We start from the raw sequence: 14,349 nt of genomic DNA, 5'->3' as shown, positions 1-14,349 counted from the left end.
CCTTGAGTACTGCGCGATCCCCTGTGGGAGCCGGCTTGCCGGCGATAGGGCCGGCCCCCACAACACAACTGGCACAGTCCCTGCTACATCCCCCTACAACCAGCCCCCTTGGTCAACGGCGATCAACCCGGGCACACCGTGATGAATACAGGCAAAGGCGCCTGGAGCTTCGGCTCCAGGCGCTTTTTTTTTGATCGAGGATCGGCATATGAAGGCAACAGCGAGCAGCGGGCAACGAGAGCGACTGATCATCGTCGGCAACGGCATGGTCGGCCACCATTGCGTCGAGCAACTGGTCGAACGCGGCGCGCTGGCGCGCTTCGAGGTGCGGGTATTCGGCGAAGAACGCCAGCGCGCCTATGACCGCGTGCACCTGTCGGAGTACTTCGGCGGCAGCTGTGCCGAAACCCTGGCCCTGTGCAAGCAGGGCTTCTACGGGGCCAATGGCGTGCACCTGCACCTCGCTGAAGCGGTGCTGGAAATCGACCGCGAGCATTGCCAGGTGGTCAGCCCCCAGGGCCGCTACGACTACGACCACTTGATCCTGGCCACCGGCTCGTACCCGTTCGTGCCACCGATCGAAGGCTCCAGCGGCAATGCCCGCCTGGTCTACCGCACCCTCGACGACCTCGATGGGATTCGCGCCGCGGCCAGCGAGGCTCGCCGTGGCGTGGTGGTCGGTGGCGGCCTGTTGGGCCTGGAGGCGGCCAATGCCCTCAAGTCGCTTGGCCTGGAAGCACACGTGGTGGAGTTCGCCCCACGGCTGATGCCGGTGCAACTGGACGGCGAGGGTGGCGCGGCGCTCAAGGCACAGATCGAAGCCCTCGGCGTAGGCGTGCACCTGTCGCGGGCCACCCAGTCAATCAGTGCCGGCGAAGACTACCGCTACCGCATGAACTTCGACGGCGGCGAACACCTGGAAACCGATCTGATCGTGTTCTCTGCCGGCATCCGCCCGCAGGACGCCCTGGGCCGAGCCTGTGGCCTGGAAATCGCCGCACGCGGTGGCGTGGTCATCGACAACCATTGCCGCACCAGCGACCCACGCATCTTCGCCATCGGCGAGTGCGCCTCGTGGAATGGCAGTGTGTTCGGCCTGGTGGCTCCCGGTTACAGCATGGCGCGCAACCTGGCGGCGCTGCTGTCAGGCGAGGCGGCCGAGCCATTCACCGGGGCCGACATGTCGACCAAGCTCAAACTGTTGGGCGTGGATGTCGGCTCCATTGGCGACGCCCACGGTGCCACGCCCGGCTCGCGCAGCTACCGCTTCATCGACGAAGCCAATGCCGCTTATCGCCGTCTGGTGGTGGATGCCAGCGGCAAGCACGTACTGGGCGCCGTGCTGGTCGGCGACAACAGCTATTACGACACGCTGCTGCAGTACGCCCAGAACGGCATCGCCCTGCCAGCCGATCCGGCCGCCCTGATCCTGCCGCAAAGCGGCGGTGCGCCGACCCTGGGCGCCGATGCGCTGCCGGACAGCGCGACCATCTGCTCGTGCCACAACGTCAGCAAAGGGGCGGTGTGCGCTGCCATCGACGGTGGCTGTGGCGACTTGGCCGCAGTCAAGGGCTGCACCAAGGCGGCCACCGGTTGCGGCGGTTGCGCGGCGTTGCTCAAGCAGGTCTTCGAGCATGAACTGACGGCCCGGGGCGTGACCGTGGACAAAAGCCTCTGCGAGCACTTCGCCTACACCCGCCAGGCGCTTTACGGCCTGGTGCGGGTCGAGGGCATTCGTACCTTCAACGAGCTGCTCGAACGCCACGGCAAGGGCCATGTCGGCTGCGACATCTGCAAGCCGGCGGTGGGCTCGATCCTCGCGTCGTGCTGGAACCAGCCGATCATGGACCCGGCGCTGGTGCCGCTGCAGGACACCAACGACACCTTCATGGCCAACATGCAGAAGAACGGCACCTACTCGGTGGTGCCGCGCATCCCCGGTGGCGAAATCACCCCCGACAAGCTGATCGTGATCGGCCAGGTGGCCAAGAAATACGACCTCTACACCAAGATCACCGGCGGCCAGCGCATCGACCTGTTCGGCGCCCAGTTGCACGAGCTGCCGCTGATCTGGGGCGAGCTGATCGAAGCCGGTTTCGAGACGGGCCACGCCTATGGCAAGTCGACCCGCACGGTGAAGTCGTGCGTGGGCAGCACCTGGTGCCGCTACGGCGTGCAGGACAGCGTCGGCATGGCCCTGCGCCTGGAGGACCGCTACAAGGGCCTGCGCAGTCCGCACAAGCTCAAGTTCGCGGTTTCCGGCTGTACCCGCGAGTGCGCCGAGGCGCAAAGCAAGGACATTGGCGTGATCGCCACCGACAAGGGCTGGAACCTGTACATCTGCGGTAACGGCGGCATGCGCCCGCGCCACGCCGAGCTGTTCGCCACTGACCTTGACGATGAAACCCTGGTGCGCCTGATCGACCGTGTGCTGATGTTCTACATCCGTACCGCTGACAAGCTGCAGCGCACTTCGGTGTGGCGCGAAAGCCTGGAGGGCGGTCTGGATTACCTCAAGCAGGTGATCCTCGACGACAGCCTGGGCCTGGCGGCCGAGCTGGAAACGCAGATGCAGCATGTGGTCGACCAGTATGAATGCGAGTGGGCCAATGCCCTCAACGACCCTGAGAAGCTCAAGCGCTTTCGTACCTTCGTCAACGACCGGCGCGCCGACCCGGATGTGCATTTTGTTCGTGAGCGCGAACAGCGCCGGCCTGCTGTACCCCTGCACCTGATCCCCACTGTCGAGGAGGCTGTGTGATGAACATTTCCAATGCTGCTGTGAAAACCCACGCGAACTGGCAAGCGGTGTGCCAGGCAAATGACCTGGTGGCCGACTCGGGTGTGGTGGTGTGGCTCAAGGGTGCCCAGGTGGCACTGTTCTACCTGCCGGGGCTGGAGCAGAGCCTGTATGCGGTGGACAACCGCGATCCGCGTTCAGGGGCCAACATCATTGGCCGTGGGTTGGTCGGCAGCGTGCAGGGTGAGTTGGTGGTGGCGGCGCCGCTGTACAAGCAGCACTTCAGTCTGCAGAGCGGGAAGTGTCTGGAAGATGCCGGGCAGCAGCTGCGGGTTTGGCCGGTGCGGATGAACGGGGAGGCTGTGGAGCTGGCGGTGGCCTGATGCAACTGCGCAGGCCCCATCGCCGGCAAGCCGGCTCCCACAGGTACTCCACTGTTCTCAAGGCAGTGATGTCCCTGTGGGAGCCGGCTTGCCGGCGATGAGGCCGGTACAGACAACATCAATGGGTTAAGCTTGCCGGCATGAACCTCGACACCCGCATCAAGTACCGCCACCTGTTGTGTTTCCTGGAGATTGCCCGGCAGGGCAGCCTGGCCAGGGCGGCCGACATCCTGTCCATCAGCCAGCCAGCCATCTCCAAGACCCTCAAAGAGCTTGAAGACCTGCTCGAGGCGCGCTTGTTCGAACGCAGTCGCCAGGGTGTGGTGCTGACATCCGCCGGTAGCCGCTTCATGCGCTATGCCGGGCCCAGCGTGCAGGCCCTGCGCGATGGCGTGAGCAGCTTGCGTGGCGAAGCGCGGGCGCCGTCGCAGGTACGCATTGGCGTGTTGTCCACGGTCGAGGGCCTGCTGATGCCGGAAGTCCTGTGCCGCCTGCACCAACGCCATGAAGCGCTGGTGATCAGCGTGGTCACCGGTGTCAGTGCACAGCTGCTCGGGCAACTGCACCTGGGAGAGCTGGAGCTGGTGGTCGGGCGCATGACCGACAGCCCGCAGATCCAGGGCTTGTCGTTCGAGCACCTGTACAGCGAGTCGATGGCCCTGGTGGTTCGCCCCGGGCACCCCCTACTGGCGAAGGTGCCGGTGGAGCGGGCGCAGGTGAGCCGCTATCCCCTGGTGCTGCCACCGTCGGGCACCACCATACGCCAGCACGCCGACAGCCTGTTCGTGCAGTGCGGCATCCAGATGCCGGCGCAGCGCCTGGAGACCTTGTCGCTGGCGTTGAGCCGGCGCTATCTGCTGGGCAGTGATGGGGTGTGGGTAGCACCGCGCGATGCCGTGTTGCTCGATTTGCGCCGTGGCGAGTTGGCCGAGCTTGACCTGGGTGTACGCGAACCGGGCGGTTCGGTGGGTATCTGCCGCAATGCCGCCTTGCCGCAAAGCCTGCCGGGGCAGTGGGTATGCGAGGTGCTGCGCGAGGTCGCGGAGCAGTATCGCAACGATGTCTATCCCTGATCAGCTGCCCGCGCTCAGAACTTCCCGACATTAATCGCCATAATTTTCGAGCGAAACCGCGATGAAGGGTCAATACTGGCCAATGGCTGTGTTTTGTGGATGAATTACCTTTTAAGCACTGAACTTCCTTACCAGAACCCGCTCTTATGCCGGTAGCCATTGGTAATGGCCGCCTGATAAGCTCGCGGCTTTACCCTGATTGCCCACATGGCGCATGAACAAGGAAATAGCATGAAACAGCATCGTTTGGCGGCTGCGGTTGCCCTGGTAGGCCTGGTACTGGCTGGCTGTGATCAACAAGCCAGCAGCCCCGAGCTGAAGACTCCGGCACAGAAAGCCTCCTACGGTATCGGCCTGAACATGGGCAAGAGCCTGGCTCAGGAAGGCATGGAAGACCTTGATTCCAAAGCCGTCGCTCTCGGTATCGAAGACGCCGTTGGCAAGAAAGAACAACGCATCAAGGACGAAGAGCTGGTAGAGGCCTTCACCTCGCTGCAGAAGCGCGCCGAGGAGCGCCTGGCCAAGGCCAGCGAAGAAGCGGCCAGCGCCGGTAAGAAATTCCTCGAAGAAAACGCCAAGAAGGCAGGCGTGGTCACCACCGCCTCGGGCTTGCAGTATGAAGTGGTCAAGAAAGCCGACGGCCCACAGCCCAAGCCGACCGATGTGGTCACTGTCCACTACGAAGGCAAGCTCATCGACGGCAAGGTGTTCGACAGCTCGGTCGAGCGCGGCAGCCCGATCGACCTGCCAGTCAGCGGCGTGATCCCGGGTTGGGTCGAAGGCCTGCAACTGATGCACGTCGGCGAGAAGTACAAGCTGTTCATCCCGGCTGAACTGGCCTACGGCGCACAGAGCCCGAGCCCGCTGATTCCGGCGAACTCGGTCCTGGTGTTCGACCTGGAACTGATCGCCATCAAGGACCCGAGCCAGCTGCAAGGCGAGGCGCCTGAAGCCGAAGCCCCTGCCAACTAAGCAACACAGGTAGGTGATAACGCCCCGTTTCGACGGGGCGTTTTCGTTTGTGCCGCCGGCTTCGAGCGAACCCCTGGACAGCGCCACTGTCCGAGCAAGGACGGTGTGAAGAAAGGGGACGCTTGAGACGCAAATCGTTTGCGTAACTGTAACGACTGTGTAAAAAACGCCCGATCTGACCGGGGCCCTTGCCTTGTGGGCGCCTGCCGTCAGAAACTTCGCCCTGTTCACAAGGTTATCCACAATAAATGTGGATAACCTTTTCCCCGCTGGAGGCCCTATGAGCGCACCCTGGAATTTCGCCCGCTTCCTGCCCTTGGCCGAGCGCTTGCTCAGTCGTGGCCGGCTGCCGGCCTTGCTGTTCGCGGTGGCCCGCAAGGGGCCGCGCCTCGGTCAACTGCGTGAAGACGTCAAGTTGTTGCAGGCGTTGTGCCTGGCCTGGTGGCGCGGTGAGTACCGGTCGATCAGCCCCAAGGCGCTGGTGACCATCGTCGCCGGCCTGCTGTATTTCGTCAGCCCCATCGATGCCATTCCTGACTGGTTGCTGGGCGTGGGTTTTCTCGATGACATCGCCGTGCTCGGCTGGGTACTGAAGACCGTGTCCGATGAGCTGGCGCGCTTCAAGGCCTGGCGCGACAGCCAGGCGCCAGAGCGTCTGCGTGTGGTCGAGCGCCTGCCCGACACCCCCGAAGCGCTGCGCCTGGAGCGCAAAAGCCACTGAAAGCGCGCCGATCCCCACACACTCCCACACTTGGTAATATAATTGGCATAAGGGTTATGCCTACGGATTACATGCTGTAATCCAAAGTAAGGGGGTTTGTAATGGGTATTCAGGTTATTAGCCGGGACGGTCAGCCCGAGTACGCCGTCGTTCCCTGGGAGCAGTACCAGGCGCTGCTCAAGGCCGCCGGCCAGGCACCTGCCGAAGCGGTTATCGCGGCAGACGAGCAGCCGGCACCAAGCGTCAGTTTGCCCGCATTCAGTGAGGTGGCGCAGTTGCGTCAAGCCAAGGGCATTGCTGCCGAGCAGCTGGCGCGCAATGTCGGCGTCAGCCCGGCCTACCTGGCCATGATCGAATCCGGCGAACGCCAGCCGGATGCGGCGATCCGCCGGGCCCTGGCCTGGCACCTGGGCGTCACCGGCTGGAGCGAACCGTCATGAGCCAGGTCAGGATCAGCCGCCAGCACTGGCAAAGCCTGCTGGACGAGCTTGACCTGGCCCGCCGTCAACGTCATTTGCTGACGTACCGTGCGCTGATCGAGCGCCTGCAATTGCCCAGCCCCGCCATGCAGACGCTGACCGCCGCGCTTGAATACCTGGCCGTGCTCGATGCCCGTGCCGAGCAGCCGCTGCGCAGCTCGCTGGTGATCAGCCAGGGCGCCAGCCGCCTGCCGCGCACGGGTTTCTTCGAGTGCGTGGAGCGCCTTGGGCGCTTTTCCGGGCCGGTGGATGGCATGGAGGCGGCGTCCTGGCATGCCTCTGAAGTGGTCAGGGTGTTCGAGTACAGTTATCCCGAGATTGCCTGAGCCCTTGGGGGCCTGGCTTTAATTTTCTAGCAATCATGAGATCGAGCGCCGCCCGCGCGGCGCTCGATATCCGCGGCGTTAAAAGACTCAAGTCATGCATTTGCAAGCCCAAAAAAAAAGGGGCCAGACATCCACATGTCTGGCCCCTTTGTTAACGCTTGAACCTTACTTCTTGGCCACCTTGGTGCTAGCACTCAGGTAATCGATAAGGATGCGACCGGTCTCCGCCAGATAGGCGTCGTCTTCCGGTTTGGTGTTCTCATCCTCGGTCGGCAAGGCGTCTTCGTCCTCTTTCTTCAGCTCCTTGAGCGGTTCCTCACCCTTGGCCTTGCGGCGGGTGTTCTCCAGCGCCAGTTGCTTGGCCTCGATCTGGTCGTGACGCGCACGGCGTTCCTGCTCATTGAGGCTGACGGTCTTCTCGTTCATCAGCTTTTGGGTCAACGCCAGACGGTCACGGATGTAGGTGAACTCCGCATCCTTGTCGCTGCGCGCTTCATGCTGTGCCTTGAGCTGCGCCAGGAACGGCCTGAACGGGTCAGCGGCTGGCTTGACCACCGGGCGGATGGTGTCCCATGGCATGGCTTCGGGCAGGGCGCTTTCGCCGATTTCCTTGGTGTCGATGATCGACGGATAGTCGATATCCGGCAGCACGCCCTGGTGCTGGGTGCTCTGCCCGGAAACCCGGTAGAACTTGGCCAGGGTCAGCTTCAGTTCGCCATGGTTGAGTGGCTGGATGGTCTGCACGGTGCCTTTGCCGAAGGTCTGGCCACCGATGATCAGTGCGCGGTGGTAGTCCTGCATGGCACCGGCGAAGATCTCCGAAGCCGAGGCCGAGAGGCGGTTGACCAGCAACGCCAGCGGGCCTTTGTAGAAGGCGCCGGGGTTTTCGTCTTCGAGCACGTCGACGCGGCCGTCGCTGTTGCGTACCAGCACGGTCGGGCCCTTGTCGATGAACAGGCTGGTCAGCTCGGTGGCTTCCTGCAGGGAACCGCCGCCGTTGTTGCGCAGGTCGATGACCACGCCGTCGACTTTTTCCTTCTGCAGTTCGGTGAGCAGCTTCTTCACGTCGCGCGTGGTGCTCTTGTACTCAGGATCGCCGGCACGGTAGGCCTTGAAGTCCAGGTAGAAGGCCGGAATCTCGATGATGCCCAGCTTGTAGTCGCGGCCATCCTGCTTGAGCTTGAGCACCGACTTCTTCGCCGCCTGCTCTTCGAGCTTGACCGCTTCGCGGGTGATCGAAACGATCTTGCTGGTCTGGTCGCTTGGCGCATTGCTCGCCGGGATGATCTCCAGGCGCACCACCGAGCCTTTCGGGCCACGGATCAGCTTGACCACTTCGTCCAGGCGCCAGCCGACCACGTCGACCATTTCCTTGTTGCCCTGGGCCACGCCGATGATCTTGTCGGCCGGGGCCACCTGCTTGGTCTTGGCCGCCGGGCCTGCCGGCACCAGGCGCACGATCTTGACCTGGTCGTTGTCGCTCTGCAGCACCGCGCCGATGCCTTCGAGCGACAGGCTCATGTTGATGTCGAAGTTCTCGGCGTTATCCGGCGACAGGTAGTTGGTGTGCGGGTCGTAGGACTGCGCGAAGGTATTGATGTAGGCTTGGAAGATATCCTCGGCACGGGTCTGGTCCAGGCGCGCAAGCTGGTTCTTGTAGCGCTTGGTCAGGGTTTCCTGGATCTGCTTGGGCTCTTTGCCCGCGATCTTCTGGCGCAGCACTTCGTCTTTCACGCGCTTGCGCCACAGGTCGTCGAGTTCGGCCTGGTTCTTCATCCACGGCGCGTTCTCGCGATCGATCAACAAGGTTTCCTGGGTGGTGAAGTCGATCTTGTCGACGCCCTTGTTCAGCTCGGCCAGGGCGAAGTCCAGGCGTTGCTTGACGCGGTCCAGGTAGCGCTTGTAGATGGTGAAGCCAGGGTCGAGATTGCCGCTCTTGAGGAAGTCGTCGAACTGCGTCTTCCACTTGTCGAACTCGGCGATGTCGGCCGCGGTGAAGTAGCTGCGCGCGGGGTCGAGCAGCTTGATGTAGCTGTCGTAGATGATCACCGAGCGGGCGTCATCGAGCGGCGGCTTGCTGTAATGGTGGCGCTTGAGCAGCTCCACCACGTTGAGGCTGGCGACGATCTCGTCACGGTCCGGCTGCAGGCTGTCCCACTTGTTGGCGGCCGCCGCATTGCCGCCGAGCGTAAGGCTGCCCAGGCCGATCATCAGGGCCAGGGCGGTGCTTGGGAGGAAATGCTTCATGCTGATTCGACGTGTAGGCAATTGATCACGCATAGTAGGCCGTCTTTTCCGTTGCCGGTTCCATGGAGCCGGACAAATACTGCAAAAAGCCTGGGGCACGCGTTCCCCAGGCTCAGTCATGATTCAACTATGGAGGCACTGTGAAAGCATTGCAAGGCGAAGACGGACATGTGGCCTGGGTCGAGGCCGAACGCCCGGGCTGTGACGCCGGCCAGGTACGCATTCGGGTGGCCGCTGCGGGGCTGAACCGCGCCGATCTGCTGCAGATGAAGGGCCTTTACCCGCCACCCCCCGGCGCCAGCCCGTTCATGGGCCTGGAGTGTGCCGGGGTGATCGAGGAAGTGGGACCGGGCGCCGACTGGCGCGTGGGTGACCGGGTGTGTGCGTTGCTGGCCAGCGGCGCCATGGCCGAGGAAGTGATGGTGGACGCCCGCCATGTGCTGCCGGTGCCCGAGGGCCTGACCCTGCAGGAAGCGGCCGCGTTGCCCGAGGTATATGCCACGGCGTGGTTGAACATTTTCCAACTGGGCGCGGTGAAAGCGGGCGAGAAGGTGCTGGTGCACGCCGGTGCCAGTGGCGTGGGCTCGGCGGCGATCCAGCTGTGCAAGGCCTTTGGCAACCCGGTGTATGTCAGCGTGGGCTCTCAGGACCGCCTGGCCTACTGTCAGGACCTGGGCGCGGCCGGTGGCGTGGTGCGTAACGAGAATCTCGACGCGCTCGAAGGTTTTGGCCCGTTCGATGTGATTCTCGACCCGGTGGGTGCCAGCTATGGCCAGCTCAACCTCAAGCTGCTGGCCCGTGATGGCCGCTGGGTCATCATCGGCCTGATGGGCGGGCGCAAGGTCGAGCTGGACCTGGCGCAGGTGCTGGGCAAGCGCCTGGAAATCACAGGGTCGACGTTGCGCAACCGTGACGACGGGTTCAAGGCCGAGTTGCTGCGCGAGCTGCAACAGCAGGTGTGGCCACTGTTCAGCGAAGGGCGTTTGTCGCCGCAGCTGGTCGATACCTACCCGGTCGAGTTTGCCCAGGCGGCGTATGCCGAGCTTGAGAGCAACCAGGTGTCGGGCAAGCTGGTGATGGTGATCGACCCGAGCTTGATGTAAGCCAGGCGGGCCCTATCGCCGGCAAGCCGGCTCCCACATTGTCCGCGGCGCTGCGGTACCTGTGGGCGCCGGCTTGCCGGCGATAGGGCCAGACCTGCCAGCGCAATACTTCAGGACCAGCTCAAAATCGGCCACCCATTGATCTCGGCATGCTCGCGCAGCACTGCATCGGGATTCACCACATGCGGGTATTCCACCTTCAGCAACAACGGTAGATCATTGCGTGAATCGGAATAGAAACTGGCCCCTTCCAGGTTCTCCTGCTCCTGATCCAGCCACTCCAGCAACCGAGTGACCTTGCCTTCGCGGTAGGTCAGCACCCCATGGGTCTTGCCGGTATACACCCCGTTCACCGCCTCCAGCTCGATCGCCAGGTATTCGTCCACCCCCAGGCGCGCCGCGATTGGCCCGACCAGGTGCGTACCCGAGGCCGAAATGATCAGGACACGGTCACCACGCTTGCGGTGCTCGGCGATGCAGCGGCAGGCATCGCCGTAGATGATCGGCTCGATCACCTCTTCGACCCACGGCTGGACCAGATGCTCGACCTCTTCCAGGGTACGCCCGGCAATCGGTTCCAGGCTGAAGGCCATGTAGTCCTCCATCTGCAGGTGCCCCTTGCCGTAGGCCTCCATCAGCGCACGGTCGCGGTGCAGGAACTCCTTGCCGTCGACCCAGCCCAGCCGCGCCATCTGCTCGCTCCACAGCGACGCGCAGTCACCGTGGATGAGGGTTTCGTCCAGATCGAAAATTGCCAGTGCCATGTGTTGAATCTCCTTAGGCCACTTCCCGTAGCGCGGTAGGGTCGATCGACAAGGATACCCGCTGGCCGTCCGCGTGCAGGTCGGCCGATGAGCGATTGAGCACATCGACCACCAGCTCCACGTCGCGCACCCGTACCCGGTAGCGGATCACGTTACCGAGCAGACTGTGGCTGCGGACTTCGCCGTCGAGTTCGCCATTGCGGCCCAGTGTGATCGATTCCGGGCGGATCGCCAGGCGGCTGGCCACCGGGCGCTGCAACAGGCGGCTGGCGCTGTCCGGGTCGAGCAGGTTGTAGTTGCCGATGAAGCCCGCGGCGAACAGGTCGACGGGGGCGGTGTAGAGGGTTTCGGCATCTCCGCTCTGGACGATGCGGCCCTGGTTCATCAGGAAGATGCGGTCAGACAGGATCAGCGCTTCTTCCTGGTCGTGGGTGACGAAAATGGTCGTCAGCCCCAGCTCGCGCTGGATGGCGCGGATCTGCTCGCGCAGGTGCTTGCGGATACGTGCATCCAGCGCCGACAGCGGCTCGTCGAGCAGCAGCAGGCGGGGCCGGGTGACCAGCGAGCGGGCCAGGGCCACGCGCTGGCACTGGCCGCCAGACAGCTGATGCGGGTAGCGACCGGCGAAACTGCCCAGCTCCACCAGCTCAAGGGCCTCGCGCACGCGCACCTGGCTCTCCTCGGCTTTTACCTTCTGCATGCGCAGGCCGAAGGCGACATTCTGTTCAACGGTCATGTTGGGGAACAGCGCATAGCTCTGGAACACCATGCCGATGCCACGCTTCTGCGGGCTCAGCGGCACGATGTTCTGGCCATCGAGGAGGATCTGCCCGCCGTCCACCGGCGTCAGCCCTGCGATGCAGCGCAGCAGGGTGGATTTGCCGCAACCGGACGGGCCGAGCAGGGTGACGAACTCGCCGCGTTCGATCTGGCAGTCGATGTTCTCGAATACTGGAATGCCGGCATAGCCTTTGTGCAGTTTCTGTACGCTGACGAAGCTCATGTCAGGTCTTGTCCTTGTTCAGGCGGTTGGCGACCCAGGTCAGCACCAGCACGAAGGCGAAGTACGAGATCACCAGGGCGCTGTTGAAGTGGCCGCTGCTGTTGCGCATGTTGTTCAGGTACACCTGCAGGGTCTCGTAGCGGGTGCCCACCAGCAGGTTGGCGAACACGAACTCGCCGAACAGGAACGAGAACGACAGCAGCAGGGCCACCATCAAGCCCTTGCGCAGGTTCGGCAGCACCACCAGGAACGCGGCCTGCCAGGTGCTGGCACCGAGCAACTGGGCCGCGTCCATCAGGTCGCGCAGGTTGATCGCCTGCAGGTTGTTGGTGATGGCCCGGTACATGAAGGGCAGGGCGATGGTGAAGTAGCAGCCAATGAGGATCCACGGCGTGCCGACCATGGCCATCGGCCCGCTGCCATAGAGCTGCAGCAGGCCAACCGACGACACCACCGGCGGCACCGCGAAGGGCAGCAGGATGAGGATGTTCATCAGTGCGTCGAGCCGAGGGAAGTGGTAGTGCACCACGAACAACAGCGGCAGGATCAGCACCACCGACAGCACCAGGGCGCCGACGCACACCAGCAGCGACTGGCCAAACGCCGCGAGAAAACGCGGCTCGCTCCACAGTGCCAGGTACCATTTCAGGGTCAGGCCGCTGGGCAGCAGGCTGGCCGACCAGCTGGTCGCCAGCGAGTAGAGCAGGGTGCCAGCCAGCGGCAGCAGCAGGATCAGGAACAGCAGGTAAACCACCAGCCGGTGGTACAGGGCAGCGGAGCGTGGCTTGTAGGAGGACTCAGCGCGCATGGTAGCTTCTCTTCAGCAGCCATTGGTGCACCACGGTAACCAGCGTCATCAACCCCACCAGTACCATGGCCAGCGCGCTGGCCAGGTTCGGGTCGAGGGTGATGTCACCGGCCACCAGGCCGGCGATGCGGATGGGCAGCACGTTGAAATTGCCGGTAGTCAGCGCATACACCGTGGCGTAGGCGCCCAGGGCGTTGGCCAGCAGGATGACGAAGGTGCCCAGCAGTGCCGGAGTGAGCACCGGCAGGCCGATATGCCGCCAGTATTGCCAGTGGCTGGCGCCAAGCAGTGCGGCCGACTCGCGCCAGTCTTCGCGCAGGGCGTCGAAGGCCGGATAGAGCAGCAGCACGCCGAGCGGGATCTGGAAATAGGTGTACACCAGGATCAACCCGCTCTTGGAATAGATGCTGAAGTCTTCCAGCAGGCCGGCCTGCTTGAGCAGCAGGGTCAGCGCGCCGTTGAAGCCGAGCAGGATGATGAAGGCGAAGGCCAGCGGCACGCCGGCGAAGTTGCTGGTCATGTTGGCGAAGGCGCTGACGAAGTCGCGCAGGCGCGAATCCACCTGGCGCAGCGAGTAGGCGCCGAGGGTGGCGATGACGATGCCGAACAGGCTCGACCAGAAGCTGATCTCCAGGCTGCGTTGCAGGGCCTGCAGGTAGAACTTCGAGGCAAACACTTTGGTGAAGTTTTCCAGGCCCCAACCGGCGTCCGACTGCACGCTGTTGATCGCCACCCAGGCCAGTGGGGCGATCTGGAAAATGACGAAGAACACGGCGAAAGGCAGCAGGCAGAGCAGGGCCAGGTAACGGCCGCGGGTGCTGCTGCTCTTGGGTGCAGTCACTTGAGCAGCTCCCGGCACACGGTCTTGTCGTGGGCCGCGCCGAGCAGTTCGCAGATCGTGCCGCACAACTCGGTCTGCAGCGGCTTGGCCACAGGGTCGAGGCTGAAGGCATCGCCGAACACGAACAGCGGCACTTCGCGTTCCTCGGCCAGCAGGCCGTTGTGCGAGCGGTCGTTGTTCATGCCGTGGTCGGCGGTGACCAGCACCTGGTAGCCCTCTTCGAGCCAGCGCGGCAGGTAGTCGGCCAGGAGAATGTCGGCGGTGCGCGCGGCGTTGCGGTACTGGCTGCTGTCCAGGCCGTGGCGATGGCCGGCGTCGTCGATGTTCATCGGGTGCACCAGCAGGAAGTTCGGCGCGTGGCGACGGCGCAGGTATTCGGCGTCGGCCAGCAGGTGCGAGTCGGGGTAGTGGTCGGCCCAGTAGAACAGGCCGTGCTGGATCGGCATTTTCGGCGCGTGGGTGTGGCGGTCGCGCAACGGGTCGAAGGGCGAGCGGTTGTACAGCTCGCTCATCCAGTGATAGGCCGCCGCTGCCGTGCCCAGGTTGGCCTCGCGGGCATAGTGGAACACGCTGCGCTGGTTGGACAGGCGGTTGACGTTGTTGTGCACGATGCCGCTGTCGATCGGCGGCACGCCGGTGAGGATGCACTCGTACAGCGGGCGCGACAGTGAGGGCAGTTCGCATTCCACACGGTACAGCGCGGCACGGTCGGCTTCGACATAGGCATGCAGGTGGCCCATGGCGTGGTGGGCTACCTGATGGTTGAGGCCGTCGAGCAGGACAAGAATGACGTTGTGTTGCATGTTGGCTCCAGTCAATTACCGCGTTGCCTTCATCGCCGGCAAGCCGGCTCCCACAGCGCTTTGTGGTGACCCTGTGGGAGCCGGCT

The 14,349-nt window shown here is 63.7% G+C and carries 14 protein-coding genes; 8 read left to right on the top strand and 6 right to left on the bottom strand.

Annotated features, from left to right (window positions below; translation table 11 throughout):
- The first annotated feature begins 208 nt into the window (after nt 1–208).
- The 7 genes from nirB to ACIPZB_RS20310 all read left to right on the top strand — a co-directional run bounded on the left by nirB (nt 209) and on the right by ACIPZB_RS20310 (nt 6,694).
- Entirely contained in the window at nt 209–2,761 is a 2,553-nt protein-coding gene (gene nirB, locus ACIPZB_RS20340; protein ID WP_400642335.1) for a nitrite reductase large subunit NirB, read from the top strand.
- The gene (nirD, locus tag ACIPZB_RS20335) at nt 2,761–3,123 is read left to right on the top strand and encodes a nitrite reductase small subunit NirD (RefSeq protein ID WP_400642334.1); all 363 of its coding nucleotides are present in this window, start codon (nt 2,761–2,763) and stop codon (nt 3,121–3,123) included. Before nirB ends, nirD begins: the two co-directional genes overlap by 1 nt.
- Nucleotides 3,124–3,263: 140 nt before the next feature.
- Entirely contained in the window at nt 3,264–4,196 is a 933-nt protein-coding gene (pcaQ, locus tag ACIPZB_RS20330) for a pca operon transcription factor PcaQ (RefSeq protein WP_008099406.1), read from the top strand.
- A gap of 231 nt (nt 4,197–4,427) precedes the next feature.
- Nucleotides 4,428–5,168 carry an FKBP-type peptidyl-prolyl cis-trans isomerase gene (locus ACIPZB_RS20325; RefSeq protein WP_400642332.1) on the top strand — a complete coding sequence of 247 codons (741 nt, stop codon included), beginning with the start codon at nt 4,428–4,430 and terminating at the stop codon, nt 5,166–5,168.
- A gap of 280 nt (nt 5,169–5,448) precedes the next feature.
- The gene (locus ACIPZB_RS20320) at nt 5,449–5,889 is read left to right on the top strand and encodes a YkvA family protein (protein WP_400642331.1); all 441 of its coding nucleotides are present in this window, start codon (nt 5,449–5,451) and stop codon (nt 5,887–5,889) included.
- Between the two features lie 101 nt (nt 5,890–5,990).
- A complete protein-coding gene (locus tag ACIPZB_RS20315) occupies nt 5,991–6,329 on the top strand; it encodes a multiprotein-bridging factor 1 family protein (RefSeq protein ID WP_400642330.1) in 339 nt (112 codons plus the stop codon).
- On the top strand, nt 6,326–6,694 hold the full coding sequence (locus tag ACIPZB_RS20310; RefSeq protein WP_008101091.1) for a hypothetical protein: 369 nt from the start codon (nt 6,326–6,328) through the stop codon (nt 6,692–6,694). Before ACIPZB_RS20315 ends, ACIPZB_RS20310 begins: the two co-directional genes overlap by 4 nt.
- Before the next feature lie 165 nt (nt 6,695–6,859).
- On the opposite strand, the gene ACIPZB_RS20305 is transcribed toward ACIPZB_RS20310, so the two are convergent.
- Complete coding sequence (locus ACIPZB_RS20305; protein ID WP_400642329.1) at nt 6,860–8,941, bottom strand: carboxy terminal-processing peptidase; 2,082 nt, start codon at nt 8,939–8,941, stop codon at nt 6,860–6,862.
- Between the two features lie 140 nt (nt 8,942–9,081).
- On the opposite strand from ACIPZB_RS20305, the gene ACIPZB_RS20300 reads away from it, so the two are divergent.
- On the top strand, nt 9,082–10,044 hold the full coding sequence (locus ACIPZB_RS20300) for an NAD(P)H-quinone oxidoreductase (RefSeq protein WP_400642328.1): 963 nt from the start codon (nt 9,082–9,084) through the stop codon (nt 10,042–10,044).
- 110 nt (nt 10,045–10,154) lie between these two features.
- On the opposite strand, the gene ACIPZB_RS20295 is transcribed toward ACIPZB_RS20300, so the two are convergent.
- Genes ACIPZB_RS20295 through ACIPZB_RS20275 form a run of 5 tightly spaced genes read right to left on the bottom strand, consistent with a single transcriptional unit; the run spans nt 10,155 to nt 14,263 of the window.
- Nucleotides 10,155–10,808, bottom strand: coding sequence for an HAD family hydrolase (locus ACIPZB_RS20295; RefSeq protein WP_400642327.1), 654 nt, complete (start codon nt 10,806–10,808; stop codon nt 10,155–10,157).
- 13 nt (nt 10,809–10,821) lie between these two features.
- The gene (locus ACIPZB_RS20290) at nt 10,822–11,811 is read right to left on the bottom strand and encodes an ABC transporter ATP-binding protein (protein ID WP_400642326.1); all 990 of its coding nucleotides are present in this window, start codon (nt 11,809–11,811) and stop codon (nt 10,822–10,824) included.
- Between the two features lies 1 nt (nt 11,812).
- Complete coding sequence (locus ACIPZB_RS20285) at nt 11,813–12,619, bottom strand: ABC transporter permease (RefSeq protein WP_008092907.1); 807 nt, start codon at nt 12,617–12,619, stop codon at nt 11,813–11,815.
- Nucleotides 12,609–13,460, bottom strand: a complete 852-nt coding sequence (locus ACIPZB_RS20280) for an ABC transporter permease (protein ID WP_400642325.1) — start codon at nt 13,458–13,460, stop codon at nt 12,609–12,611. The genes ACIPZB_RS20285 and ACIPZB_RS20280 overlap by 11 nt, the downstream gene beginning before the upstream one ends.
- A complete protein-coding gene (locus ACIPZB_RS20275; protein WP_008092910.1) occupies nt 13,457–14,263 on the bottom strand; it encodes an alkaline phosphatase family protein in 807 nt (268 codons plus the stop codon). The genes ACIPZB_RS20280 and ACIPZB_RS20275 overlap by 4 nt, the downstream gene beginning before the upstream one ends.
- Nucleotides 14,264–14,349: the final 86 nt, after the last annotated feature.

Source organism: Pseudomonas sp. NPDC089396 (assembly GCF_044749545.1).
Taxonomy (GTDB): Bacteria; Pseudomonadota; Gammaproteobacteria; order Pseudomonadales; family Pseudomonadaceae; genus Aquipseudomonas.
This window is presented reverse-complemented; position numbering and strand designations above follow the sequence as displayed.